At 71.0% G+C, this 24,990-nt stretch carries 19 protein-coding genes; 10 read left to right on the forward strand and 9 right to left on the reverse strand.

What is annotated here, in order from left to right; genetic code table 11:
* Window positions 1–91: 91 nt before the first annotated feature.
* Window positions 92–1,393, forward strand: coding sequence for a cytochrome P450 (locus tag ACFMRZ_RS15565; RefSeq protein ID WP_400179718.1), 1,302 nt, complete (start codon window positions 92–94; stop codon window positions 1,391–1,393).
* Here the strand turns inward: ACFMRZ_RS15565 and ACFMRZ_RS15570 are convergent.
* From ACFMRZ_RS15570 to ACFMRZ_RS15595, 6 genes are all read right to left on the reverse strand, one after another.
* Window positions 1,386–2,960 carry a carboxylesterase/lipase family protein gene (locus ACFMRZ_RS15570; RefSeq protein WP_400179719.1) on the reverse strand — a complete coding sequence of 525 codons (1,575 nt, stop codon included), beginning with the start codon at window positions 2,958–2,960 and terminating at the stop codon, window positions 1,386–1,388. The two genes, ACFMRZ_RS15565 and ACFMRZ_RS15570, sit on opposite strands and share 8 nt — an antisense overlap.
* An 80-nt stretch (window positions 2,961–3,040) precedes the next feature.
* On the reverse strand, window positions 3,041–3,313 hold the full coding sequence (locus ACFMRZ_RS15575; protein ID WP_280277148.1) for a SelT/SelW/SelH family protein: 273 nt from the start codon (window positions 3,311–3,313) through the stop codon (window positions 3,041–3,043).
* A gap of 19 nt (window positions 3,314–3,332) precedes the next feature.
* Window positions 3,333–3,734 carry a YchJ family protein gene (locus ACFMRZ_RS15580; RefSeq protein WP_400179720.1) on the reverse strand — a complete coding sequence of 134 codons (402 nt, stop codon included), beginning with the start codon at window positions 3,732–3,734 and terminating at the stop codon, window positions 3,333–3,335.
* Window positions 3,735–3,741: 7 nt separating this feature from the next.
* Window positions 3,742–4,152, reverse strand: coding sequence for a hypothetical protein (locus ACFMRZ_RS15585; RefSeq protein WP_400179721.1), 411 nt, complete (start codon window positions 4,150–4,152; stop codon window positions 3,742–3,744).
* Window positions 4,137–6,557, reverse strand: coding sequence for an AAA family ATPase (locus ACFMRZ_RS15590; protein ID WP_400179722.1), 2,421 nt, complete (start codon window positions 6,555–6,557; stop codon window positions 4,137–4,139). The genes ACFMRZ_RS15585 and ACFMRZ_RS15590 overlap by 16 nt, the downstream gene beginning before the upstream one ends.
* Before the next feature lie 333 nt (window positions 6,558–6,890).
* On the reverse strand, window positions 6,891–7,409 hold the full coding sequence (locus tag ACFMRZ_RS15595; protein WP_400179723.1) for a DinB family protein: 519 nt from the start codon (window positions 7,407–7,409) through the stop codon (window positions 6,891–6,893).
* Between the two features lie 98 nt (window positions 7,410–7,507).
* Between ACFMRZ_RS15595 and ACFMRZ_RS15600 the strand changes: the two genes are divergently transcribed.
* From ACFMRZ_RS15600 to ACFMRZ_RS15615, 4 genes are read left to right on the forward strand one after another with little or no spacing between them, the layout of a single operon-like run.
* Window positions 7,508–10,414 (forward strand): DUF5691 domain-containing protein, encoded by a 2,907-nt coding sequence (locus ACFMRZ_RS15600; RefSeq protein ID WP_400179724.1) that lies wholly within the window; start codon window positions 7,508–7,510, stop codon window positions 10,412–10,414.
* Window positions 10,411–11,514, forward strand: a complete 1,104-nt coding sequence (locus ACFMRZ_RS15605; protein WP_400179725.1) for an AAA family ATPase — start codon at window positions 10,411–10,413, stop codon at window positions 11,512–11,514. Before ACFMRZ_RS15600 ends, ACFMRZ_RS15605 begins: the two co-directional genes overlap by 4 nt.
* Entirely contained in the window at window positions 11,511–13,700 is a 2,190-nt protein-coding gene (locus ACFMRZ_RS15610; protein ID WP_400179726.1) for a DUF5682 family protein, read from the forward strand. The genes ACFMRZ_RS15605 and ACFMRZ_RS15610 overlap by 4 nt, the downstream gene beginning before the upstream one ends.
* On the forward strand, window positions 13,697–14,884 hold the full coding sequence (locus ACFMRZ_RS15615) for a VWA domain-containing protein (RefSeq protein WP_400179727.1): 1,188 nt from the start codon (window positions 13,697–13,699) through the stop codon (window positions 14,882–14,884). Before ACFMRZ_RS15610 ends, ACFMRZ_RS15615 begins: the two co-directional genes overlap by 4 nt.
* A 194-nt stretch (window positions 14,885–15,078) precedes the next feature.
* On the opposite strand, the gene ACFMRZ_RS15620 is transcribed toward ACFMRZ_RS15615, so the two are convergent.
* Both ACFMRZ_RS15620 and ACFMRZ_RS15625 read right to left on the reverse strand, forming a co-directional pair.
* Window positions 15,079–17,598, reverse strand: coding sequence for an ABC transporter permease (locus ACFMRZ_RS15620; protein WP_400179728.1), 2,520 nt, complete (start codon window positions 17,596–17,598; stop codon window positions 15,079–15,081).
* A complete protein-coding gene (locus ACFMRZ_RS15625) occupies window positions 17,598–18,368 on the reverse strand; it encodes an ABC transporter ATP-binding protein (protein ID WP_280271397.1) in 771 nt (256 codons plus the stop codon). The genes ACFMRZ_RS15620 and ACFMRZ_RS15625 overlap by 1 nt, the downstream gene beginning before the upstream one ends.
* Before the next feature lie 134 nt (window positions 18,369–18,502).
* Between ACFMRZ_RS15625 and ACFMRZ_RS15630 the strand changes: the two genes are divergently transcribed.
* Window positions 18,503–19,189 carry a phosphatase PAP2 family protein gene (locus tag ACFMRZ_RS15630; RefSeq protein ID WP_400179729.1) on the forward strand — a complete coding sequence of 229 codons (687 nt, stop codon included), beginning with the start codon at window positions 18,503–18,505 and terminating at the stop codon, window positions 19,187–19,189.
* Here ACFMRZ_RS15630 and ACFMRZ_RS15635 read toward each other — a convergent pair.
* A complete protein-coding gene (locus tag ACFMRZ_RS15635; protein ID WP_400179730.1) occupies window positions 19,167–20,417 on the reverse strand; it encodes a protein kinase in 1,251 nt (416 codons plus the stop codon). The genes ACFMRZ_RS15630 and ACFMRZ_RS15635 overlap by 23 nt on opposite strands.
* Window positions 20,418–20,573: 156 nt before the next feature.
* On the opposite strand from ACFMRZ_RS15635, the gene ACFMRZ_RS15640 reads away from it, so the two are divergent.
* The 4 genes from ACFMRZ_RS15640 to ACFMRZ_RS15655 all read left to right on the forward strand — a co-directional run bounded on the left by ACFMRZ_RS15640 (window position 20,574) and on the right by ACFMRZ_RS15655 (window position 24,601).
* Complete coding sequence (locus tag ACFMRZ_RS15640; protein WP_400179731.1) at window positions 20,574–21,344, forward strand: deoxyribonuclease IV; 771 nt, start codon at window positions 20,574–20,576, stop codon at window positions 21,342–21,344.
* 132 nt (window positions 21,345–21,476) lie between these two features.
* Window positions 21,477–22,409: a TauD/TfdA dioxygenase family protein gene (locus ACFMRZ_RS15645; protein ID WP_400179732.1), complete on the forward strand. Its 933-nt coding sequence runs from the start codon at window positions 21,477–21,479 to the stop codon at window positions 22,407–22,409.
* A gap of 69 nt (window positions 22,410–22,478) precedes the next feature.
* Entirely contained in the window at window positions 22,479–23,690 is a 1,212-nt protein-coding gene (locus ACFMRZ_RS15650) for a CaiB/BaiF CoA transferase family protein (protein WP_400179733.1), read from the forward strand.
* Window positions 23,690–24,601 (forward strand): hydroxymethylglutaryl-CoA lyase, encoded by a 912-nt coding sequence (locus tag ACFMRZ_RS15655; RefSeq protein ID WP_400179734.1) that lies wholly within the window; start codon window positions 23,690–23,692, stop codon window positions 24,599–24,601. Before ACFMRZ_RS15650 ends, ACFMRZ_RS15655 begins: the two co-directional genes overlap by 1 nt.
* The last annotated feature ends 389 nt before the right edge of the window (window positions 24,602–24,990 follow it).

Here is a 24,990-nt window from a genome sequence, read left to right on the forward strand (position 1 = left end):
GTAGGTCATGGCGGTCCGCCCGCGGCACGTTTCACGGCGAGGCGTCTTTCCGTACGGTTGGAGCAGGATCTGACGACGAACGGGGATGGCGATGAAGCCTAGGTACTGGTTCCGCTGGCTGGTGGTGCAGGGCGCACCGCGCCTGGTCTTGCAGACCTACTCGCGCCGCGGCGACACGCTCTCCCGACTGATGTCCGCGCCCGACGCGGCCGACGATCCGATACCGCTACTGGCCTCACTGCGCGCCCAGGGCCGAATGGTGCGCACTCCGCTGGGCTGGGCGACCACCGACCACGAGCTGTGCCGGACCATCCTGCGCGACAACACCTTCGGCGTCGCGGCCGCCGAGGGCTTCGTGCCACGGCCGCTGCGGCGGCTGATGGAGTTCGCCGAACTGCCGCCGAACCCGGTCAGCCCGCCGTCCATGCTGGTGATCGACCCGCCGGAGCACACCCGGATGCGCAAGCCGGTGGCGTCGGCGTTCACCCCGCGCGCGATCGCCCGGCTGCGCGACCGCGTCGAATCGGTGACCGCGGAGCTGCTGGACGCGCTGCCCGCCGGCGGCTCGGCGGACCTGATCGCCGCCTACGCCTCCCAGGTGCCGATCGCGATCATCTCCGAGATGCTCGGCTTCCCCGATTCCGAGCGCGAGCGGTTCCTCGCCTGGGGCGATGCCGCCTCACCGCTGCTCGACGTGGGTACCAGCTGGCGCACCACGCGGGCCGCCTCGGCCGCCCTGCTGGAGATGGACGGCTACCTCGACGAGCACATCGCCCGGTTACGCCGCGAGCCGGGCGAGGACATCCTCTCCGGCCTGGTGAGCGCGGGCGATCTGGACGACCGGGAGCTGAAGGCGTCGGCCACGCTGCTGATGGGCGCCGGTTTCGAGACCACGGTGAACCTGATCGGCAACGGCGTCGTCCAGTTGCTGCGCCATCCCGAGCAGCTGGCCCGGCTGCGGGCGGAGCCGGAGCTGTGGCCGAACGCCGTCGAGGAGGTCCTCCGCTTCGACGCACCGGTCCAGAGCACCGCCCGCATCGCCGGTCGTGACGCCGAATTCGGTGGCGCGCCGGTGCGCGCGGGTAACACCGTCGTCCTGCTGCTCGCGGGCGCCAACCGAGACCCGGCGGTCTTCGAGAATCCGGACAGCTTCGACATCACCCGGCCCAATGCCAAAGACCACCTGACGTTCTCGTCGGGCATCCATGTCTGTCTCGGCGCCAGCCTGGCCCGGATGGAGGGCGCCTACGCGCTACGGTCGCTGTTCGAGAGCTTCCCGGATCTACAGCTGGCGGGCGAACCACAGCACCGGCCGCTGTTCACCCTGCACGGCTACGCCCATCTGCCGGTATTGCTCGGCGATCGCGCCGGGCATCCTGCGGCCGTCAGCTGAATCCGACCACCCGATCGCCCCAGGCGGTGTGCAGGTCGTGATCGGGGTCGTCGAGAACGCGGTCGACGGCATCGATGACGAGGGTGGTGCGGGTGGACTCGTGGTAGGGCGGCCAGTGCTTGGACCCGTCGAGCGCCGCGGGCACGCCGTGCTCGGCGAACGCCAGCCAGCGGCGCATCATCCGCCCCGACACCTCCGTCGCGATCTTGCGACCGCCCAGCCAGAAGGTCGGATCGTGGTTCAGGGTGCCGAAATTGCCGAAGACATAAGGCAATTCGGTGGCGTGGCCCGCTCCGACCCGGGCGGCCTTGAGCATCGGTGTGGCGTGGTCGAAGCGGTACATCCAGGTGCGGGTATGCCGGGAATGCGCGTCGGCGACCCAGTGCGCCGGCATCCGGAAGGCGGCGTCGGTGGACATCGCCAGGGCGCCGCGGGTCTTGGCGAGGTCCGGGTAGGCGGAGGTGATCTCGGCGATCCGCTCGGCCGGTAGCTCCGGGTGGTCGGCGGCGACGGCGTTGAGCATGGCGTTCACCGCGTCCGGCGTGACCGGCATGATCGGCGAGCGGAACAACCGGAACAGCGAGGACTCCTCCTTGTTGGTGCCGATGATCAACGGCACCCGGTGCGAGCGGCCCTCCTGGAAGCGATCGGTCGGGTACCCCGGTAGCAGGTCGCCGTCGACCACCGGCGCCGCGGCGAGCCGGCCCGGCGATTGCAGCGGCACCTCGTCGAGCAGGATGCCGGCGGCGTCGGTGATCCGCTCGATCGGGCATTCCAGCAATTCGCGCGCCCGCTCGGGCGGCAACTCCAGCAGTTCCAGGAACCGCCGTGCCACGCCCGCGGCCCGCTCCAGCCCGAAGACCGTCGTCGCGGGCGGGCTCTGCGCGATCGCGCGATGAAACAGTCCGGCCGCCGACGGCGAGGTGAGCAGCGCGGTCACGCAGCCCGCGCCCGAGGACTCCCCGAACACGGTGACCTTGCCGGGATCGCCCCCGAAGGCGGCGATGTTGTCGCGCACCCATTGCAGGGCGGCGATCTGGTCGTGCAGGCCGAGGTTGGGCACGAAGTCGTCACCGAGCGAGGACAGGTCCAGGAAGCCGAGCGCACCGAGCCGGTAGTTCACCCCGACCACCACGACGCCACCGGTCTCCGCGAGCTTGCGGCCGTCGTAGATGCCCTGCGCCGCGGTTCCCAGGCAGTAGGCGCCGCCGTGCAGCCAGACCAGCACCGGGCGGGGTTCGTCGGAGGTCGCGGCAGGCGCCCAGATGTTCACCCACAGGCAGTCCTCGCCCATACGCAACCCGGAATCCACCGGCACCATGGCGCCCATGGACTGCGGGGCGATCTCCCCGAAGGCGGTGCAGTCGCGCACGCCCTCCCACGGCCGCGGCGGCTCGGGCCGGCGGAAACGCTTCGGGCCCGCGGGCGCGGCAGCATACGGAATGCTGCGCCACACGTGGACCGGGCCCTCCCGCACACCCCGCACATCGCCCGCGGTCGTCCGGGCGACAGGGGCGGGGCCCGGCTCGGCCACACTCGGGGCCGGCTCGAAGAATTGCGTGCTCATCTCGCACCTCCTCGTACTTCCCTGATATCGAGAGTACGTCGGAGATCATTTCTTCCCGCGTAATCGACCCGGCGACGCCGTCAGGCCCGATCGATGTGGCCCAGATCGCGATCGGGATCGATGCGGTCGCGCACCCGCTGCTTGAGTACCGCGATCTCGGGAAAGCCGCCGTCGGCCTTTCGTTCCCAGATCTGCTCGCCGTCGAGGGTGATCCGGAAGACGCCGCCCTCCCCGGGAACCAGCGCGACCTGTGTCAATTCGGTGCCGAAGGTACTCAGTAGCTCCTGGGCCATCCAGCCCGCCCGCAGCAGCCAGCGACACTGGGTGCAGTACTCGATCGCGATATGTGGCATACCCGGACACAGTAAGACATCAGGGCGCGATGTCACCGTCCACGTAGACCCACGCGCCCGCGACGCGCGTGAATCGGCTGCACTCGTGCAGTGCCGCGCGTTTCCCGTCCGATCGGTAGTGAGCGCGGAACTCGACCACACCGCTGTCGTCGAAGGGACCGCCGTGCTCGGTCCGTTCGATCTCCAGATACAGCCAGCGCTGTTCCGGATCCAGCGTCAGCCGTCGCGGCCGGGTCCGCGGATGCCAGGACCGCAGTAGGTAGTCCACATCGCCGACGGCGAATGCCGTGTAGCGCGACCGCATCAGCGCCTCCGCCGTAGGCGCCGGGCGGGCTCCGTCCAGCCGCGGGCCGCAGCAGTCGGCGAACGTCTCGCCGCTGCGGCAGGGGCACGGCGCGGAACCGGTCGGGTCGTCGGGCATTCGACGATTATCCGTGGCGGGCGACCGGCGTCTCCTCCCCCTCGCCGAGCACCGCCAATTCGTCTGCGAGACGGGTGGTTTCGTCGTACCAGCCGCGCAACTCGTCCACCGTCGGCGCCAGTTCGTAATCCTGGTGGTGGCCCGCCCGCGACAACGCCGCCCACAGCGTGGCGACCCGGGCGGCCGTGTCTTCACCGGCGTATGGCGCGAGCGCCAGCAGCTGGGCTCGCATGCTGCACCGCGCCACCGGCGGGGCGACTCGCGACCACAGCTGATCCATGGACTGCTCGAGCACGATCCGCAGAATCCACACCGTGGCGCGCGACCAGAGCCCGCCGGCATCGGTCACCGAGCCGCGCAGCAGTTCGTCGGCCGCGGCCAGCCGCTGCGCCACGGTCGGCGTCACGGATTCAGCCACTTGACGACTTTCCTGGTGCCGGAGATCAATTCGCCGCCGTTGCGTCCGATGCGGATGTGGGCGCCCGCGGCCGCATCGCGCAATACCGATCGCGCCCAAGGCGCCTCGCGATCCAGCTGGGCGTTCAGGTCGTCCACGCGGTCCGGGTCGCCGAACACCGCCAGCGACACCTTTTCCCACGTGGTCCGGGCGGCGTCCACGCGCCGCTGCACCTCGCGATGATCGACGCCCGCGCCGAGCAGCGTGCGGCGCGCGCGGGCCAGGGCCGCCGCCTCGATCGCCGAGCGACAGCACGTGATGACCAGTTCGGCGGCGATGGCGCGGGGCAGCTGTCTGGTGCGCAGCAGGGCGTTGGCGTCGCTGAGATAGCGGCGCACCGGATCCTCGGCGACCCGCAGTTCGACCGTCGAACGCTCCCGGCGCTGCACGTCCAGCACGGTGGCGTCCAAGCGCAGCCGGCGCACCGCCTCGGCCAGGCGCTCGTCGTGGGTGAACACCACGACCTGCCGCCCGCTGCGGGCCGCGGCCGACAGCACCCGCGCCAGACCGTCCACCTTGGCCGGATCCATCGCCTGCACCGGATCGTCGATCACGACGAAACCGAACGGGCTCTCCGGCACGGTCGCGCGCGGCAGGAACAGCGCCAGCCCCAGCGCGTGCAGTTCGCCCTGGCTCATCACGCCGAGCGCGGTGCCGCCGGTGTCGTCGACCGTGACGTCCAGCAGGACCTTGCGGGTGGCTCCCGCGTTGCCCTGCAGGCGAATCGCGCCGAGATCCACATTGCTCTGCTGGCGCAGGCCGCGCCAGATCTGGCGAGCGTGGTCGGCCAGCGGCCCCATCCGCTCGTCGCGCAGCCCCGCGGCGGCCGATTTCAGCCAGTCCTCGGCCCGGCGCACGGTGCGCAGTTCGGGATCGGCGGCGGCGACCAGTTTCGCCTCCTGCAGCCAGGCGGCGATGCGGGGCACCAGCGGGGTCCAGACCGCGTCGAGCCGGTCCAGTTCCTTGCGGGCCGAGCGGCGCAGGGTCTCCAGGCCGCGAATCGCGTCGGTGTGCGCGACGCGCAGCCGATCGGCCAGCTCCCCCTCGTCCGCATCGGCGAGTGCGGCCCACGCCGTCCAGGTGCGGCGGGCCGGGCCGGTGTCGACGTTCGGCGCCTCCGGCGGCGGCGGATCCAGCTCCGCCGGAACGGGTTTCACCAACTGCCTGGCCTGCCGCACGGCTTGGTCCAGGGCGACGCGGGCGGCGGTGAGCGCGGCGGCGCGATCGGTCAGGCGGGCGATCTGCGCATCGGTCTCGCGCTGCCAGGCCTGGTCCAGCGTGCCGCGGCCGCAGACCGGGCACGCGCAGTCCCCGGCCGCGTCGCTGTGGGTGCGGGCGCGGCGCAGCAGATCCAGCACGCGCAGTTCCGATTCCGTGTCGCCGGTGGAGCGGGCGGCGAGTTCGGCGGCGCACCTGTCCACCTCGATGGCGGCGGCGTCGACCTCGGCCGACTCCGGCAGTCGTAGGCGCAGGATGGACTGCAGGGCCGCCGCGCCGGTCGGATCGTGCCGCGCGCCCGCCAGCTCGCGGCCGATGCCCACCAGATCCGGTGGCGTGCTGCGCAGTAGCTCGGCCACGCGACCCGCGCGCTCGTCGGCCACGGTGGACAACGCCACCAGCAGTGCGTTGCGTTCGTCGCGGGATTGCCGCGCGGCCCGTTCCAGTTCGAGCCTGCGGACGCGGGTGCGTTCCTGCGCCGCGGTGAGATCGTCCAGGCCGAGGAGTTGATGCAGGGCGTCGAACAGGTCGCTGGGGCGGCCGTCGACCAGGGCGCCGAGTTCGCTGTAGGACAGGAACGGCCGATACAGTTCCAGCGCGCGGGCCCAGTCCTCGGCGTGAAACTCGGTGGGGGGCTGCTCTTTTCGCTGCTGAGTCCAGGTGCCGCCGGCGAGGTCGGCGCCCTCCGGCCACTCCCGGGTGATGGTGAGTTCGCCGTCGGACCCCGCCGTGGTCAGTTCCAGGTCGACGCGGCAGACGGCGCCCTCGTGCAGGTTGCGCCAGCCCTCGCGCCAGACCGCGGAGCGGCCCTCCCAGCGGCGGTTGACCCCGGTGAGCGCCAGTTCGGCGGCCTCGGCGAAGCTCGATTTGCCGGATCCGTTGCGGCCCACCACCAGGGTGAGGCCGGGGCCGGGCCGCAGTTCCAGCGCGGCCACCGGCCCGATGCCGCGGAAGCCGCGAACTCGGATGGCGCGTAAGAAGATTCCGCTGGGGCCGGGTTCGGATCGGGAGCGGTCCGGCTCGGCGCCGAGTGCGTCCAGCACTGCGCGAGCGACTTCGGGTGTGATGGCCGGGTCGGAATCCAGACGGCGCGACACAAGCTCGATCAGGCGCGGCGCGACATCCTGCGGTCCTTCCCCCAAAGCCACTCCCTCGACGTTCGGCCACCTGCTCCGCGGGCCCGGCGAGAACCCACAGCCGTGTCGAACGCTACCGGACAGCCGACGAATCCGCCCCCGCGACAGTACATCCGGGCGAACCGTCCCGGCGGGACGCAATGGTCATCGATACGGTTCGATCCGGCCGATGTCCACCCCTCGGCCGTCCCGGCCGGGCAGTTCCACGGGTTTCACCCGAATCTCGGGTGGCTCGGATCAACCGAACAGGCCAGAATGCCAGAATTGTGCGGGCCGCGCAAGCGCTCTTGACGCCGGAATCGTCCTCTGCGGCACCGTAATTGAGTTCGCTACCGGTCAGCGAACCTACCGGGCGGCGCGGACGAGCCGCAGCTGGCCGATTTCGGCGGCGTTCTTCATCAGCTCGGCGTTCACCCAACCGGCGGTGTGCGCGACGGTCCGTTCGGGCGTGTCGCCCCAGGGGAAGGCGGCGGGCCGGTCGAGGTCGACGTCGGTGTAGGCATCCAGCACCCGCCGCCAGCGGTCGCGCAGGCCGGACAGCCACTCGACGACCTGATCCGCGCCGGGCCAGTGGATGTCGACGCGATCGCGGGCCGGGCGGCCCTCGGCGTGGTCCAGCGTGACCGACCACCACCAGCCGATATGCCAGGTGAGCCATGCGATCGTGGGCACCGGGATGGGGTCCGGTTCGATATCGGACCAGTCCGGCATCCACGACCCGTCCGGGCCGGGGCGTACCGTCCAGACCAGCGGTGCCGGCTCCCAGAGGTAGTCCTCGGCGACGAGTGCTTGCAGGTGCAGGTCGAGCAGCGCCCAGGTCATATCGAATTGCCAGCGCAGCAGGTCACAGCGGGAGACGGACATCGGGCGATGATCGCACAACTCGGCCCGCGGCGATCGGGAATTTCTTGTCGGTGGGATGGAGTACAAATCCGGGCAGGCGAGCGAACGGGGGATGGCCGATGAGGACGACGACGCAGGTGGGGGCGCAGCCCGTGCGCTGGACGGCGGAGCAGGTGGCCGCGCTGGCGCCCGATGCCGCCGCGCTCACCGCCGCCCGCAAGCTGCGGCATCGGTGGCAGGACACAGGGTGGCACGGGGCGGCGTTGTGGGGCCGGTGCCAGGGCAGCGGGGCCACGCCGTACCGGACGATCGTGGACCTGTCCGGCCCGGCCTACAAGTGTTCGTGCCCGAGCCGGAAGTTCCCGTGCAAGCACGCGCTGTCACTGCTGCTGACCTGGTCCGAGGGGGAAGTCCGCGAGGTCGGCGAACCGGCCGATTTCGCGTCCGAGTGGATCGGGGCCCGCGCGGCCGCCGCCCCCGCCGCCGCGGCGAAGAAGACCGCCCGCGCCGCGACGACGCAGCAGCGCCGAACCCGCGTGACAGCGGGGCTCGAGGAGCTGGATATCTGGCTGTGCGATCAGGTGCGAACGGGGCTGGCGCAAGCGGAGCGCTCGTTCGAAACCTTCGAGTCGGTCGCCGCGCGCATGGTGGACGCCCAGGCGCCCGGAGCGGCATCGGCTCTACGGCAACTTCCTCGCAATGTCGTGCTGCGCGAGGATTGGCCGACCCTGCTGCTACGCGAATACGGCCGACTGCATCTCCTGGCCTCGGCACACCGACGCTTGGACGAACTGCCACCCGCCTTGGCCGCCGCCACCCGCGCCCACCTCGGATACCCCATGCCCGCGGAGACAGTGCGCGGCGAGCCCCCGATCCGCGACCACTGGATGGTGCTGGCCCGCCGCATCACCGAGGAGGAGCGCCTGTACACCCGCCGAGTATGGCTGCGCGGCCGCCACACCGCCCGCTGGGCCAAGATCATCGACCACAACTACGGCACCCCCACCTTCCCCGCCGACATGCCCACCCCCGGCACCCTCATAGACGCGGACCTGCACTTCTACCCCGCCGCCGCCCCCCTACGCGCCCTCTGGGGCACCCGACACGGCACCCCCACACCGTTCACCACCATCCCCTCAACCCCACCCCCGCCCCCCGAAACCCCCAGCACCGCAGGCGGAGACGATGAGATCCGGCCCGGGAGTATTGCGGGGGCATTGGAGGGGCACGCTCGGGCGCTGGGGGCGGATCCGTGGTTGCGGGCGTGGCCGGTGGTGTTGGCGGAGGTGGTGCCGGTGGCTGGGGAGGATGGGTGGTGGGTGGCGGAAGTCGATGGGGGCGCGGTGCCGATGGCGTTGCTCGCGGAGCCGCCGTGGCGGTTGCTGGGGTTGTCCGGCGGGCATCCGGTGACGGTGATCGGTGAGTGGACCGCCGATGGGCTGGTGCCGCTGTCGGCGTTCACCGCGGGCGATATCACCGACGTCAGCGGGGAGCCCGTGGGCAGGGCCGTCAACGCGCCGACCGGTGAGCTGACGTCGGCGGCGCTGCTGGGCACCGCGCGGCGCGCGCTGGATCCGGCCCGGCTGCCCGCCGCCATTGCCGACACGGCCGCGCGATTGCGTGGCGATCCGGCCGCCGTGCTGCTCGAAACCGCCTGTCTACAGGATCTTTTCGAGCGGGGTGGGGTGGTTCCGGGCACCGCGGAGTTGCCCGCTCCCGCCGCCGAGGACGACCGGCCGACGCTGCCGCCACTCGCCGCGACGCGCCTCGCGCGGATGGTGACCGAGCGCTCGCCGTTTCTCGACGAATGGTTCGAGGCCGTCGCGCCGCGCGACTATCGCGCGCCCGACGCACTCTGCGCGCTGCTGCTCGAACAGGCCAGAACCCAAGCCGCACTGCGGGAACCGCTGCTGCGCCTGGCCGGGGTGCGCGGCAGCTGGCTCGCGCGGCACAATCCGCAATGGCGGAAGCTGGCGAGTCCCGGGCTGGAATCCGCCGACGTGTGGACGCACGGCCGCCCCGCGGAACGCCGGGCCTGGCTGGCCGCATTGCGCGCGCACGATCCTCAGGCCGCGCGGGAGACACTGGCCGACGGATGGCGCACCGAGCCCGCCGCCGCGCGAGCCGAATTGCTCACCGTCCTGGCCGACGGGCTGGCCCTCGCCGACGAGCCGCTGCTGGAGTCGGCGCTCGACGACTCGCGGGCCGAGGTGCGCCGCCTCGCCGCGGATCTCCTTGCCCGCCTTCCCGATTCGGCATTCGCCCGGCGCATGGAGCGGCGGGCGGCGAGCTGGCTCACGCTGGAACAGAACCGCCTCGTCGCTCGTCTCCCCCGCGCGCTCGGCGACGCCGACCGCCGCGACGGCATCGCCGACCGGCCCGGCACCACGGCGTACCGAGTGGACGGCGCGCCCGACGTGGCCGCCGAATGGCTGCGCCGCACCGTGGCCGCCACCCCGCTGCGGCATTGGGAGGCGCTGTTCGCCGCGCCCGACCGGGCCGTCCGGACGCGCATGGCCGAGGAACTACTCGGCCCCATGTTCACCGGCTGGGCCGAGGCGGCCCTGGCACAACGCGACAGCGCCTGGGCCGCAACGTTGTTCGAGATCCTGACCGCGACCCCGACCCTGGGCGCCGACCTCGACCTGCGCCGCGATCTGTTCGCGCTGCTGCCGCTGCCCGAGCGGGTCCGGTATCTGCGGCGGCTGGACAGCAGTTGGCTGGCGGAGGTGGAGTTGCTGGTGCGGGCGGTGCCGCGGCCGTGGCCGATGCCGCTGGCCGAACATCTGGTCCGGCTGTTGCTCGATCGTGCGCAGCTGGCGGCGGCACGGCCGGGCGCGCCCGGCCTGTCGCCCGCCTCGTACCGCACCCTGTTCCGGACCGCGGCCGCGCACTTCCCCGTCGAGGCCGGCGCGGTCGTCACCGTCGCCGCGCGCCGCTGCGGTGATGCGCACTGGCAGCGCACCTTCGAACAACTCGCTCACGACCTGACCGAACGCACGACGATGCTCGAGGAGCTGCAGTGACCACGACCGAATCCCCCCGCGACGACCTGCTGCGCCCGCACGCCGAACAGGCCTTCGCCGAGGAACTGCGCCTCCTCGCCGCGGCCGACGACCGGCCCCGCCCACCGTCGTGGCGGATGTCGCCCTGGGCGGTCGTGACGTATCTGCTCGGCGGCACCCTGTCCGACGGCACCGTGATCAGCCCGAAGTACGTCGGACCGCGCCGGCTGATGGAGGTGGCGGTGGCGACCCTCGCCACCGACCGCGCGCTGTTGCTGCTCGGCGTGCCGGGCACCGCGAAAACCTGGGTGTCGGAACATCTTTCGGCGGCGATCTGCGGTACGTCCACGCTGCTGGTGCAGGGCACCTCCGGCACCGCGGAGGAGGCCATCCGCTACGGCTGGAACTACGCGCGGCTGCTGGCCGAGGGGCCGAGCACCGGCGCACTGGTGTCCTCCCCGGTCATGACCGCCATGCGGGCCGGGGCGATCGCCCGCGTCGAGGAACTCACCCGCATCCCCTCCGACGTGCAGGACGCGCTGATCACGGTGCTGTCGGAGAAGACGCTGCCGGTCCCGGAACTGGGCACCGAGGTGCAGGCGGCCAAGGGCTTCAATGTCATCGCGACCGCCAACGACCGCGACCGCGGCGTCAACGAGTTGTCCTCCGCGCTGCGCCGCCGCTTCAACACGGTCGTGCTGCCGCTGCCGTCGGACGAGGACGAAGAGGTCGCCATCGTCGTCCGGCGCGTCGAACAGCTCGGCGCCGCACTGGAATTGCCCGCCGTGCCCGCCGCGGCCGAGGAGGTGCGCCGGGTGGTGCGAGTGTTCCGCGAACTGCGCTCGGGCCTCACCGCCGACGGCCGGACCAAACTGAAATCCCCCTCCGCCACCCTGTCCACCGCGGAAGCCATCTCGGTCATCACCAACGGCCTCGCCCTGTCGGCCCACTTCGGCGACGGCGTACTGCGCGCGGCCGATGTGGCGGGCGCGGTACTGGGCGCGGTCGTCAAGGACCCGGTCGCCGACACGGTGGTCTGGACGGAATACCTGGAAGCCGTGGTACGCGAACGCCCGGACTGGGCCGACTTCTACCGAGCCTGCCGCGAGGTCCACGGATGACCGTCCCCGAGACCCGCGTCTTCGGGATTCGGCATCATGGGCCGGGTTCGGCTCGGTCGTTGCGGTTGGCGTTGGCACGATTCGAGCCGGACGCGATCCTGATCGAGGGCCCTGCCGACGCCGACCCGTTGGTCGCCTATGTCTCGTGTGCGGAGATGCGGCCGCCGATCGCGCTGCTGGCCTATGTGCCGGATGCTCCGTCCCGCGCGGCGTTCTGGCCGTTCGCCAGGTTCTCACCCGAATGGCAGGCATTGCGTTACGCCGTGGAACACGATGTGGCCGTGGGGTTTTGCGACCTCCCCGCCACCCATGTGCTGGCCCACGACACCGAACCGGGCGATCGGTCCGACCCGCTCGCCGAGCTGGCCGCCGCGGCCGGTTACGACGATCCGGAACGCTGGTGGGACGCGGTCATCGAATCCGGCGCCGACGCCGACACTTTCGAGGCTGTAACCGAGGCTATGGCCGCCCTGCGTGAGTCCGCGGAGATCGCTCCCGTCGACCCGCACACCCTCCGTCGCGAGGCGTATATGCGCCAAGTGATGCGAAAAACGTTGAAGGACGGGGCGAAACGGCTCGCGGTGGTGTGCGGCGCGTGGCACGCGCCCGCCCTGACGGGCAGGCTGGGCCCGGCGGCCCCGGATGCCCGGCTGCTCAAGGGCATGCCGAAGGCCAAGGCCACGCTCACCTGGGTGCCGTGGACGCACTCGCGCCTGGCGGGGCCGTCCGGGTACGGCGCGGGCATCACCTCGCCGGGCTGGTACCACCACCTGTTCACCGAAACCGAGCAGCCGATCGCGCGCTGGCTGACCAAGGTGGCCGCGACGCTGCGCGCCCACGATCTGCCGGTGTCGAGCGCGCACATCATCGAAGCCGTCCGGCTGGCCGACACGCTGGCCGCGCTGCGCGGGCGACCGCTGCCGGGATTGTCGGAGGTCACCGACGCCACCCGCGCCGTGCTGTGCGAGGGCGACGAGACCATGCTCCGGCTGGTCGTCGCGGAACTGGTGGTGGGCGAGGCGCTGGGCTCGGTGCCCGACAGCACGCCCGCGGTGCCGCTCGACGCCGACCTGCGCGCCCGGTCCCGGTCGCTGCGGCTGAAACCGGAGGCCGGTGACCGGCAACTCGATCTCGACCTGCGCCGCGACCTCGACGTCGAACGCTCCCATCTGCTGCACCGGCTGCGGCTGCTCGGAATCGATTGGGGCACACCGATCACCGGCGAGGTGCGCAACACCGGCACCTTCCGGGAGAGCTGGACGCTGCGATGGGAGCCGGAACTGTCCGTCGCCGTCATCGAGGCCTCCCGCTGGGGCACCACCATCCGCACGGCCGCGCAGGCGCGGTTGCTCGACACCGCCTCCGCCGCGGAGGTCACCGTCGCCGATCTGAGCACGGCGCTGGAACGGGCGCTACTGGCGGATCTCGGCGGCGCCATCGACGGCCTGGTGTCGCGGCTGGAGTCGGTGGCGGCACTGGATCACGACGTCACCCATCTGCTCGACGCCCTCCCCGGTCTGATCCGCACGCTGCGCTACGGCAATGTGCGAGGCACGGACACCGCGGCACTCACCCGCGTCGCCGACGGCCTGCTCGTGCGCATCTGTGCCGGGCTGCCGAGCGCGGTCACCGGGCTCGATACCGATGCGGCCGACCGGATGCGGGCGCTGCTCGAGGCCGCCCATCTGGCGATCGCCACCCGAGATGATTCCCGGACGACCGCCGCGTGGCTCGCCGCCCTGCGCACCCTGGCCGACCGGGACGACGTGCACGGCACACTGATCGGCCGCGTCGTCCGACTACTCTGCGACGCAGGCGTTTTCGACGATTCCGTCGCCTCCGACCGGTTGTCCGCCGCGCTCTCGGTCGGGCACACCCCGGCCGAGAAGGTGGCCTGGATCGACGGCTTCCTCGGCGGCCGCGGTCTGCTGCTGGTGCACGACCGCGAGCTGCTGCGCCTGGTCGACACCTGGCTGCGCGGGCTCGGCGAGGAGCAGTTCGTCACCACCCTGCCGCTGCTCCGCCGCACCTTCGGCGCCTTCGAAACCGGTGAGCGGCAAGCGATCGCACACGCCGTCCGGGACGGCGCACAGGCCGCCACCGGTCCCGGCGTCGCGGCCACGGACCCGTACCGGGGCACGCTCGCCCTGTCGGCGATCACCGAGATCCTGGAGGTAGCCGTATGACCGCGGACCCCGCGCCGGACCTGCCGCTTCCGGACGAAACACAGGCCCGCCGTTGGCGTTTGGTGCTCGGCGCACCGGCCGAGGAGGGCCTGGGCGGGCTGGCATCGGCGACCGACGCGGCGATGGATCGTGCGCTGTCGGCGCTGTACAACGCCGACGAGCAGTCGACGGCCGACAAGCGGTCGGCCGGACTCGGCGACTCGGCGCCGAAGGTCGCCAGATGGCTCGGCGACATCCGCACCTACTTCCCGTCGACCGTGGTGGAGGTGATGCAGCGCGACGCCGTGCAGCGCCTGAACCTCACCCGGCTGCTGCTCGAACCGGAGCTGCTGGAGGCGGTCGAGCCGGACGTGCACCTGGTGGGCACGCTGCTGAGCCTGAACCGGGTGATGCCGGAATCGACCAGGTCGACCGCCCGCATGGTGGTGGAGAAGGTGGTCCGTGAGATCGAGCGCCGCATCGCCGACCGCACCGTGGCCGCCGTATCGGGGGCGCTGAACCGGGCCGCGCGCGTGTCGCGCCCGCGGCTGCGCGACATCGACTGGGACCGCACCATCCGCCGCAACCTCGCGCACTACCTGCCCGAACACCGCACCGTGGTCCCGCAGCGGCTCGTGGGCTACGGGCGCAGGGCGCAGGCGGTGCGCCGCGACGTGGTGCTGGCCGTCGACCAGTCCGGCTCGATGGCCTCGAGCGTGGTGTACGCCTCCGTGTTCGCGGCGGTGCTCGCCTCGATGCGGTCACTGAAAACCTCGCTGGTGGTCTTCGACACCGCCGTCGTCGACCTCACCGAACAACTCACCGACCCGGTCGACGTGCTGTTCGGCACCCAGCTCGGCGGCGGCACCGACATCAATCGCGCCCTCGCCTACTGCGGCCAACTGATCACGCGGCCGGCGGACACCCTGTTCGTACTGATCTCCGATCTGTACGAGGGCGGCATCCGCGACGAGATGCTGCGCCGCATCGCCACCATGAAGGAGGCGGGCGTGCAGGTGCTGGTGCTACTGGCCCTGTCCGACGACGGGGCGCCGGCCTATGACCACGACAACGCGGCCGCGCTCGCGGGACTCGGCGTCCCCGCCTTCGCCTGCACCCCCGACAGTTTTCCGGACCTGCTGGCCGTGACCCTCGACCGCGGCGACGTCACGGCCTGGGCGCACGCCCACGCCGGAAAGAGTTAACTGCCGAACAGCTTGAGACCCATCATGATCACGGCCAGCGTCAGACCGATCACCGACAGAAATTCCATCTGGCACCCCTTCGTCCGAACCGAGCGAGCTGGGACAACGAGCCGGTCCAGCGTAGCCGCGGGGACCCGGCCGCCCGCTCAGCACGCGGCCGTGTCCCCGCGGAAATCTCGCGCGGTCGGGGGCGCTCAGAGATCGGCGATGGCCGCCAGCGGCGGTGTGCGCGCGGCCCGCACGCCCGGCCAGAGCGCGGCGAGCACACCGACGATCGCCGACCCGACGAGCATCAGCACGATCTGATCCCAGGGCACGGCGATGGTGCTCAGGCCCAGATCGCGCAGGGTACGCAGGAATCCGACCCCGAGCCCGAGCCCCAGCACCACCCCGACGACCGCCCCGAACACGGCGATCAGCATCGACTCCAGATAGATCGTCCGCCGCACCTGCCGCCGCTGCATGCCGACCGCGCGGAGCATGCCGATCTCGCGACGCCGCTCGACCACCGACAGCGCCAGCGTATTGACGATGCCGAGCACGGCGATCACCACCGCCAGCGCCAGCAGCCCGTAGAGGATCGCCAGCATGGTGTTGATCTGCTGGCCCTGCGCCCCCTTGAATTCCTCTCGGTCCTGCACCTGCACCACCACATAGGGAGCGGTGGCCTTCTCCAGATCGTCGCGCATCGCGGACAGGTCCGCGCCGGGCACGGCCTGGATCAGCACCAGCACATCGGTGCGCAGCGCCACCGGCATCACCTGGTTGTACAACGCCGGCGACACCACCAGCGGGCCGAGCAACTGGGTGTCCTTGTAGATGCCGGACACGGTGACGGTGAACTTCTTGTTGTCCACGCTGGTCAGCTCGACCCGCTGGCCGGCGTGCCAATTCCGTTCGCCCGCTTCGGTTTCCGATACCAGAATGTCGTCGTCGCCGAGTGCGCCAGGGCCGGAACGCACTTCGTAGTTCAGTACGTGGTCCAGCGGACCGCTGGGCGAGGTGCCGAACAACTGATCGTCGCCGATCTTCATCACGACGCCACGCACCGCGACCACATTCCCCACTCCCGCAACGTCTTTCGTCGCCTGCCCGGCGCCGAGCGGGACACCGATCATCTGCGGACCGGCCAGCACGTAATCGGCCTTCACGCCCTTGTCCACGAGTTCCCCGACACTGGCCTTGGCCGAGGTACCCAGCATGCCGATCAGCGACACCAGCATCAGCCCCAGCGTGAGCGCGAACGCGGTGGCGGCGGTGCGGCGCGGATTGCGGATGGCGTTGTTGCGGGCCATCCGCCCGATCGGCCCGAACGGCCGGATCAGCACCGCGAGACCGTTCAACACCGGCCGCGACAGCGCGGGCGAGGCGAACAGCACCGCGAAAATCAATGCGGCGGCGCCGATTCCGACGGTCAGCGCGGCATTGCCGCCGGTGTTGCGCGAGCCCAGCACCACCAGCACGACACCGGCCACGGCCAGCACCGCGCCGGCGAGCGTGCGCGCCCGCAGCGACTCCCCGACCGGCGCGAACTCCTCGCGCATGGCCTCCACCGGCGGGATCTTCGCGGCCCGCCGGGCCGGTGCGTAGGCCGACGCCACGGTGACCACCAGCCCGACGCCGAGCGCCGCGAGCACCGTGCGGGGCAGCACCTGCATGGTGCCGGTGGGCAGCCCGAGATCGAAGGCGTTCAGCAGCGCCGACAATCCGAACGCCAGCCCCACGCCTCCGGCCAGACCGATGGCGCTGCCGACCAATCCGATGACGGCCGCCTCCGACACCACCGACCAGCCGACCTGGCGCCGGCTCGCGCCCACCGCGCGCAGCAGCGCCAGTTCGCGCAGCCGCTGCGCCACGATCATCGAGAAGGTGTTGTAGATGATGAACGTGCCCACCAGCAGCGCGATCGCGCCGAACGCCAGCAGGAAGTAGTTCACGAATTTCAGAGCATTGCCGACCTGCGCCTTCAGATCCTCGCGCACCTGGTCGCCGTCCATCACCTTGTACTGCGGCAGCGCCTGGGCGATGCGGTCCCGCAGCGTCTGATCCGAGACGCCGGATACCGCGGCGACATCCAGATACGCCACGTGCTGTCCGTCGGTGAACAGCTGCCGGGCCTGCGCGTCCTCGAACAGCACGCCGATAAAACCGCCGGTGTCGGAGGGCACGTCGTAGACGCCGGTGATGGTGACATCGAGGTTGCCGTGCGAGGGGATCAGGATCTTGGCGCGGTCGCCGACGCCCAGGCCCGCACGCTCGGCGCCACCGGCGTTGAGAGCGATCTCGTCCGCGCGGCTCGGCGCGACGCCCTCGACGAACTTCTCCGGTTCCGCGATCGCCCGATCCGGCGGCAGGTAGGACTTGCCCCAGCTGGGCGCGCCGCCGGTCTGCACGGCGTGCCCGTCCTTCAACAGCACCACCGGGCCCTGCACGGCGGGGGCGATCGCGCGGACACCGTCGGTCGTGGCGATCTTGTCCACGACGTCGTTCGGCAGCCCGAGGGACTGCCGATCCTTCGGCTCCACCCGCACATCGACGCCCTTGGCCTGCCCGGCGAAGATGCCGTCGAAGGTGCTCTGCAAGGTATCGGTGAACACGAAGGACCCCGCGATGAACGCGGTCCCGAGGATCACCGAGAGCACCGTCAACGCCAGCCGCACCTTGTGCGCGGCCAGATTGCGCAAGGCCACCTTGCGCATCGGATTCGCGGCCATCAGACGTTCTCCAGCGACTTCATCCTGTCCAGCACCGATTCCGCGGTGGGCCCGCGCAATTCGTCGACGATGCGTCCGTCGGCGAGGAAGATCACGCGGTCGGCGTAGGCGGCGGCGTGCGGCTCGTGGGTCACGATCACCACGGTCTGGCCGAATTCGTCGACCGAGGCCCGCAGGATCGACAGCACCTCGCCGGACGAACGCGAATCCAGATTGCCGGTCGGCTCGTCGCCGAAGATGATGTCGGGCTTGCCCGCGAGCGCCCGCGCGCACGCGACCCGCTGCTGCTGACCGCCGGACAGCTCGCTCGGCCGGTGGTCGAGCCGGTCGCCCAGGCCGAGGCGTTTGATCACCGTCTGCAGCCATTCGTCGTCGGGGCGGCGGCCCGCGATGTCCAGCGGCAGCGTGATGTTCTCGAGCGCCGTGAGGGTGGGAACCAGATTGAACGCCTGGAAGACGAAGCCGATGCGGTCGCGCCGCAGCTGGGTCATCTGCTTGTCCGACAGCTCGGTCAGGTCGGTGTCGCCGATGTGCACCGTGCCGGTAGTGGCGCTGTCGAGCCCGGCCAGGCAGTGCATGAGCGTCGACTTCCCGGATCCGGAAGGGCCCATGATGGCGGTGAACTCACGCGGCGCGAACGTGGCGGACACCCCGTCGAGGGCCCGCACCTGCGTGTCCCCCGATCCGTACAGCTTCACCAGGTCGGTCGCGCGGGCCGCGGATGCCGTGGGTTCGGCGTCCGATTCGGTGCTCAGGGCATCGGCAGTCATGCCTCCCAGTGTTCCGGGACGGGAACGCGCGCGCCATCGGGGGATACCCCCAATACCTCGGGGCAATGTTTCCGCCGTCCCGGCCGTACGCCGCTCCCGCCCGGGTCCGATCGCGCGCGCATATCCTCGTGACCATGGTCTGGGTCGCGCTGGTTGCACTGGTCGCCGTGGTCGCCGCGCTGACCACGGGCGTCGTCACGGGAGACGGCACGGTTCGGATCGACGGCCCGGTGCTGGATTGGGCTGTGGCACAACGCGCGGACGGCCTCACCCCCGTCGCGCGGATGATCACCGATTTCGGCGACACCCTCTCGATGACGATCCTGGCGGTGCTGATGGGCGCCTGGCTGGCGTGGCGGCAGCGGTGGCCGGAATTGGCGCTGACCGCGGTGGTGGGTGCGGGCGCCGGACTGACGGTGCTGGTGATGAAGGCCCTCGTCGGCCGCCGTCGCCCGGGGGTGGAACACCTCGTCACCGAGACGACCCACTCGTTTCCGTCCGGCCACACCCTCGGTTCCACCGCGGTGGTGGGCGTGGTCACCGCCGTCACGGTGCTGTCGCTGCGGCAGCGGATATTGCGCGCCGCCGTGGCCGCGGTCGCCGTGCTGTTCGTGCTCGCGGTGGGGATGTCGCGGGTGTACCTCGGCGTGCACTGGCCCACCGACGTGCTCGCGGGCTGGGCGCTCGGAGCCCTGTGGACGATCGCGGGCGTGGCGTCGCTACGGCGCTACACCGCCCGCGCCGGGACCGCGCACCGCACGAAAACCGAAGCGACAGAGGCCGAATCCGCGACCGGCCTCAGCCCGACAACGCGGCGATGAGCACCAGTAACACCAGCAACAGCACCACCACGCCGATGATGATGCCGATGACCACCCCGTTGTTCGACTTGGGCGGCTGCGGCGGATAGCCGTATCCGCCCTGCTGCGGGTACTGCGGAGCGGGCCGATACACCGGCTGCGGCGGTGGCGTCGCCGCGCGGAGGGAGGCCGCCGTCGGCTGCGGGGCCGGACCCGCGGTCGGCATCCCCGGACCCGTCGGCGGGCGCGGCGAGAGCGGCATACCCGGACCGCTCGGCGGCCGCTGCGCCATCGGCGTCCCGTGGCCGGTCGGCGGATGCGCGACGGGATTGCTCGGGCCCGTGCCCGGCCGTCCCGCAGTCGGCATCGCGGGGCCGGTGTACGGCCGTCCCGAGACGGGCATCGCCGGTGCGCTGGGCGCGGCGAACGTGCGCCGGGCGGCGGCCGCGAAGTCGGCGCAAGTCGGGAACCTGTCCTCGGGGCGCTTGGCCATCGCCTTCAGCAGTACGCCGTCCAGCGCACCGGGCAGCCCCTGCCGCACGCTGCTCAATGCCGGTGGCGGACCCTGCAGGTGGCCGCGGATGACGGCTGCCGGGTTGGGCGCGGTGAACGGGCCGCGGCCGGTGAGCAGCCAGAACAGGCTGCACGCCAGCGAGTACTGGTCCGAGCGCCCGTCCAGCGACGCACCGGTGAGCTGTTCCGGCGAGGCGTAGGCCAGTGTCGCGGTGAACGTCCCGGTCTGGGTCAGATGACCGCCGTCGTCACGCAGCCGCGCGATGCCGAAGTCGGTGAGGTAGACCCGCTCGCCCTTGCCGCCGGTCGCGCGGGCCAGCAGCATGTTGCCAGGCTTCACGTCGCGGTGCAGCACGCCGTTGTCGTGCGCGTAGTCCAGCGCCTCGGCGACCTCCTGCACGACCTGCACCGCCCGCTCCGGCGGCAGCCGGCTCGGGTCCACGCCGCCGGCGTCGATGCCGTCGACGAACTGCATGGAGATCCAAAGCTGGCCGTCCTCGAGGCCGCGGTCGTAGACGGTGACGATCTTCGGATGGTCGAGCTGAGCGACCAGGTCGGCCTCGCGCTCGAAGCGGGCCCGGATCTCGGCGTCTGCCACCATCTCCCGGTTGAGCAGCTTCAACGCCGTCATGCGCGGCAGTCGAGGATGTTTGGCGAGGTACACCGATCCCATGCCACCGCGGCCCAGTTGCCGCTCGATGACATACCCGGCGAAGACGTCACCGTTGCCCAGCATGTCCGCTCCCACTTCCCGTGTCGCGCACCGGGTCCGCCGGCGCACGGCCGTACCGCAGATGAACCCCCGTCGCCGCCCTCGGCCGACCACGGAAAACACCGAAACCATAGCAGTCCGGACCACCGCGGTGTCGGTGCCTACCGATACGCTCCACCCATGCGCATTGGAGCACACGTCCGCCAAGACAGTGATCCGATCGGCTTCGGTGAGCGGTTGGGCGCCGAGGTCATCCAGATGTTCGTGGTGGACCCGCAGAGCTGGGACAAACCACAACCGCACCCGCAGGCGGAGCAGATCAAGGCCAGCCCGATCGACGTGGTGGTGCACTCCACCTATCAGATCAACGTGGCCAGCACGAACAACCGGCTGCGCATGCCCTCACGCAACGCGGTGGCGCAGCAGGCGCAGGCCGCCGCCGACCTGGGCGCGTTCGGCCTCGTCGTGCACGGCGGTCACGTCCGTTCCGACGCCGAGATCGAGGCGGGAATCGTCAACTGGCGCAAGCTGTTCGAACGCCAGCAGGACAAGGGCGGGTTCGCCGTCCCGATCCTGATCGAGAACACCGCCGGCGGAAACCACGCCATGGCACGGCATTTCGACTCCATCGCCCGGCTGTGGGACCAGGTCGGCGAGTTCGGCGCGGGATTCTGCCTCGACACCTGCCACGCATGGGCCGGCGGCGAGGAGCTGATCGGCGTGGTGGACCGGATCCGGGCCATCACCGGCCGCATCGACCTGGTGCACCTGAACTCCTCGCGCGACGACTTCAACTCCGGCGCCGACCGGCACGCCAATTTCGCCGACGGCACCATCGACCCGCAACTGCTGGCCGAGGTGTGCCGCACCGCCGACGCGCCGGTCGTACTGGAGACCCCGGCCGAGGGCATCGCGGAAGACCTTGCCTACCTGCGCGAACACGTGAGCTGACGCGGTTGCGGGCCGCGCGGTGAATTCCCCGCGCCCGCCCGGGGTTTCGATCCGGCTGACCGCAACCCTGTTCCGCGCCGGGCCGCGGTGGTGTCCTCGGAGCGTTGTTCGTTTTCGAGAAAGGCCCTTGGTATGTCAGTCGCTCAGGCAGCAGGCACCGTGACCGCCGTCAAGCTCGGCACCCACATCGGCGCGCGGATCGAGGGGGTCCGGCTCGGCGGTGACCTGGACGCGGACACCGTCGCCGCCCTCCGCGCGGCGCTCAACGAGCACAAGGTGATCTTCTTCCGCGACCAGCACCACCTGACCGAGGACGGCCAGTACGAGTTCGCGCAACTGCTCGGCAGCCCCACCACCCCGCATCCGACGGTCACGTCGGCGGGAGTGAAGAGTCTGGCCATCGACTCGCACCGCGGCCGCGCCAACAGCTGGCACACCGATGTCACCTTCGTCGACCGGGTGCCGAAGGCCTCGATCCTGCGCGCGGTCACGCTGCCGAGCTACGGCGGCTCCACCACCTGGGCCTCCACCGTCGCGGCGTACGACTCGCTGCCGGAACCGCTCAAGCGGCTGGCGGAGAGCCTGCGCGCCCGCCACACCAACCAGTACGATTACGCCGCCGCACAAGAGGATTCGCCGAACGAGAAGGCCAGGGCCTACCGCGCCGAGTTCCAGTCCACCTTCTACGAGACCGAGCACCCGGTGGTGCGCGTCCACCCGGAGACCGGTGAACGCGCGCTGCTGCTCGGCCATTTCGTGAAGCAGATCGTCGGCCTCCCGAGCAACGAATCGCACGCGCTGTTCCGGCTGTTCCAGGACCGGGTGACCCGGCTCGAGCACACCACCCGCTGGAACTGGTCGCTCGGCGACGTCGCCATCTGGGACAACCGCGCCACCCAGCACTACGCCATCGACGACTACGACGGCGCCGAACACCGCAAGCTGACCCGCATCACCCTCGCCGGTGACATCCCGGTCGGCGTCGACGGCCGCGCCAGCGAGGTGATCTCGGGCAACGCCGATCACTACTCGGTCATCGATGAGGTCCGGCCGACGGCGGCGTAGTCGAGCGCGTCCCGATCCGGTCCGCCCGCACCCCGGCCGCCCGCCGATCCGACCGTGGATACTGTCCCCATGGAGATTCGGCCGCTGGACGGGGTGCGGGTACTGGAGCTCGGCAACTACATCGCGGCGCCCACCGCCGGCCGCATCCTCGGCGACTTCGGCGCCGAGGTGATCAAGGTCGAACGCCCGAAAACCGGTGACGAACTGCGCAATTGGCGTCTCTACGGCGGCGACACATCGATGCTGTACCGCACCGTGAACCGCAACAAGAAGTCGATCACGCTCGATTTGCGCACCGCGGCCGGGCGCGCGGTCGTGCTGGATCTGATCCGGCGGTGCGATGTGCTGCTGGAGAACTTCCGGCCCGGGATGCTGGAGAAGTGGGGACTGGGCCCGGAGGTACTGAGCGCCGCCAAGCCGGACCTCGTCATCACCCGCATCTCCGCCTACGGTCAGACGGGCCCGCTGGCCGACCGGCCCGGCTTCGCCGCGGTCGCCGAGGCGGTCGGCGGCCTGCGCGAGTTGGTGGGCGATCCGGATCGGCCGCCGGTGCGGGTCGGCGTCTCGATCGGCGATTCGATCGCGGGCATCTACGCCGCGTTCGGCACGGTGATGGCGCTGTTCCAGCGGGACCGCACCGGCACACCGCTGCCGCTGCCGCAGCGCGTCATCAATGTGGCCCTCAACGAATCGATCCTGTCGGTGATGGAATCGCTGGTGCCCGACTATTTCGCCTACGGCATCACCCGCGAACGCGTGGGCGGCCGTATGGAGGGCATCGCTCCCAGCAACGCCTACCCCTGCGCCGACGGCGCCAGCATCATCATCGGCGGCAACGGCGACGCCATCTTCCAGCGCTACATGCGGGTGATCGGCCGGGCCGACCTGGCCGACGATCCGGAACTGGCCGACAACGCCGGCCGCTGGCGCCACCGCGACCGCCTCGACGCCGCCATCGCCGAGTGGACTCGGCGGCACACCCGCGACGAGGCGCTGGCGCTGCTGGAGGCCGCGGCCATTCCGAGCGGGCCGATCTACACGGCCGCCGATATCGCCGCGGACCCGCAGTACCGGGCCCGCAACATGATTCAGCGATTCCGGGTGGACGTCGGCGAATCCGAGCCGAAGGAGGTCGGCTTCCCGGGTATCGTGCCGGTGATCGGCGGGCAGTCGCTGCCCATCCGCACAGTGGGCCCGGACCTGGGCGAGCACACCCACGAGGTGCTGTCCGGTCTGCTGCGGATGTCGGACGCGGAGATCGACGCGCTGGAGGTCAACTGATGCTGCGCGATGTGACGCTGCGCGACGGCCTGCAGCTGACCGGCAAGGTGCTGCCGACCGAACGCAAGATCGGGATCACCCGCACGCTGCTCCGGCTCGGCGTGCCCGAACTGGAGATCGGGTCGATGGCGCGACCGGACCTGGTGCCGCCGATGGCCAACACCTTGGCATTGGTGGCCGCGCTGGAACCCGAAGAGCTGCAACGCTGCTGGGTATGGGTGGCGACGCCGCGGCAGGTCGCCCGGGCGGCCGAGGCGGGGGTCCGCAATTTCCAATACTGCCTGTCGGTCTCCGACGCGCACAACAAGGCGAACATCGGCCGCACCGCCGAGGACAGCGTGGCCGCCATGCCGGACGCGATCCGGCTGGCGCGGCAGGCCGGCGGGTCCATCCAGCTCTGCCTGGCGACGGCGTTCACCTGCCCGTTCGACGGGCCGGTCGACCCGGACCGGGTGCTGGCCATCGCCTCGGATCCGCGCACCGACGGCGCGGCCGATATCGTGCTCGCCGACACCCTGGGGCAGGCCCATCCCGCTCAGGTGGCCGCGCTCGTCGAGGCCGTGCGCACCCGGACTCCGCAGCGGCGCATCGTCTTCCACGGCCACGACACCTGGGGCATGGGCGTGGCGAATTCGCTGGCCGCGCTGGCCGCCGGCGCCGCGGTGGTGGACGGCTCGCTGGGCGGGCTCGGTGGCTGTCCCTTCGCTCCCGGCGCCAGTGGCAATACCTCGAGCGAGGATCTGCTGTTCGCCACCCGGCCGGACTGGTTCGCCCCGGCGACGCTGGCCGCACTGGTCGAGACGACCGAGCGGCTGCTGGCCGAACTCGGCGAGCCGAACCGGTCCCGCGCCGCCGAGGGCGCCCGGTCGAAGGCCACCGCATTCGAGTGGGTTGCGCGCGCCTCCGGTTGACGCGCAACAGGTTTCGCCCCACAGTTACCGACCGGCGCCCCGGGCAATGTTCGTCTTACGAATCATCTATATCGTAAGTTCCCCCAGCACAACATATTTCAAATCCGCGACGTAAACTCCCGCATTGTCGTTCATGTGTGTTTCACACCCGGCGGCACCGGCGGCGACGTAGAATTGCGGCGTTGTCTTCCCGAGTCCAGAAACGTGGCTCGCGCCCCGGCGGTAGGCGACTCTGGAGGAGATATGGATCCTGGACTGCCCTGTCGCGTGCCAGAACCGCTGCCACTCCGAACCGGATTGCAATCGCAAATGCAGCGTGCATTCTCAGAGCCGCCTCCCGCACCGAAAATCCCCCTCGAGACGCAACACACCAGGCGCAGGTGATTTCG

This window comes from Nocardia sp. N2S4-5, from assembly GCF_044628355.1.
GTDB classification, from domain to species: domain Bacteria; phylum Actinomycetota; class Actinomycetes; order Mycobacteriales; family Mycobacteriaceae; genus Nocardia; species Nocardia wallacei_B.

Coding starts and splice junctions, on each gene's coding strand:
- ACFMRZ_RS15565 (WP_400179718.1), top strand. CDS start 92: ATGAAGCCTAGGTACTGGTTCCGCTGGCTGGTGGTGCAGGGCGCACCG.
- ACFMRZ_RS15570 (WP_400179719.1), bottom strand. CDS start 2,960: ATGAGCACGCAATTCTTCGAGCCGGCCCCGAGTGTGGCCGAGCCGGGC.
- ACFMRZ_RS15575 (WP_280277148.1), bottom strand. CDS start 3,313: ATGCCACATATCGCGATCGAGTACTGCACCCAGTGTCGCTGGCTGCTG.
- ACFMRZ_RS15580 (WP_400179720.1), bottom strand. CDS start 3,734: ATGCCCGACGACCCGACCGGTTCCGCGCCGTGCCCCTGCCGCAGCGGC.
- ACFMRZ_RS15595 (WP_400179723.1), bottom strand. CDS start 7,409: ATGTCCGTCTCCCGCTGTGACCTGCTGCGCTGGCAATTCGATATGACC.
- ACFMRZ_RS15600 (WP_400179724.1), top strand. CDS start 7,508: ATGAGGACGACGACGCAGGTGGGGGCGCAGCCCGTGCGCTGGACGGCG.
- ACFMRZ_RS15610 (WP_400179726.1), top strand. CDS start 11,511: ATGACCGTCCCCGAGACCCGCGTCTTCGGGATTCGGCATCATGGGCCG.
- ACFMRZ_RS15615 (WP_400179727.1), top strand. CDS start 13,697: ATGACCGCGGACCCCGCGCCGGACCTGCCGCTTCCGGACGAAACACAG.
- ACFMRZ_RS15620 (WP_400179728.1), bottom strand. CDS start 17,598: ATGGCCGCGAATCCGATGCGCAAGGTGGCCTTGCGCAATCTGGCCGCG.
- ACFMRZ_RS15625 (WP_280271397.1), bottom strand. CDS start 18,368: ATGACTGCCGATGCCCTGAGCACCGAATCGGACGCCGAACCCACGGCA.
- ACFMRZ_RS15630 (WP_400179729.1), top strand. CDS start 18,503: ATGGTCTGGGTCGCGCTGGTTGCACTGGTCGCCGTGGTCGCCGCGCTG.
- ACFMRZ_RS15635 (WP_400179730.1), bottom strand. CDS start 20,417: ATGCTGGGCAACGGTGACGTCTTCGCCGGGTATGTCATCGAGCGGCAA.
- ACFMRZ_RS15640 (WP_400179731.1), top strand. CDS start 20,574: ATGCGCATTGGAGCACACGTCCGCCAAGACAGTGATCCGATCGGCTTC.
- ACFMRZ_RS15645 (WP_400179732.1), top strand. CDS start 21,477: ATGTCAGTCGCTCAGGCAGCAGGCACCGTGACCGCCGTCAAGCTCGGC.
- ACFMRZ_RS15650 (WP_400179733.1), top strand. CDS start 22,479: ATGGAGATTCGGCCGCTGGACGGGGTGCGGGTACTGGAGCTCGGCAAC.
- ACFMRZ_RS15655 (WP_400179734.1), top strand. CDS start 23,690: ATGCTGCGCGATGTGACGCTGCGCGACGGCCTGCAGCTGACCGGCAAG.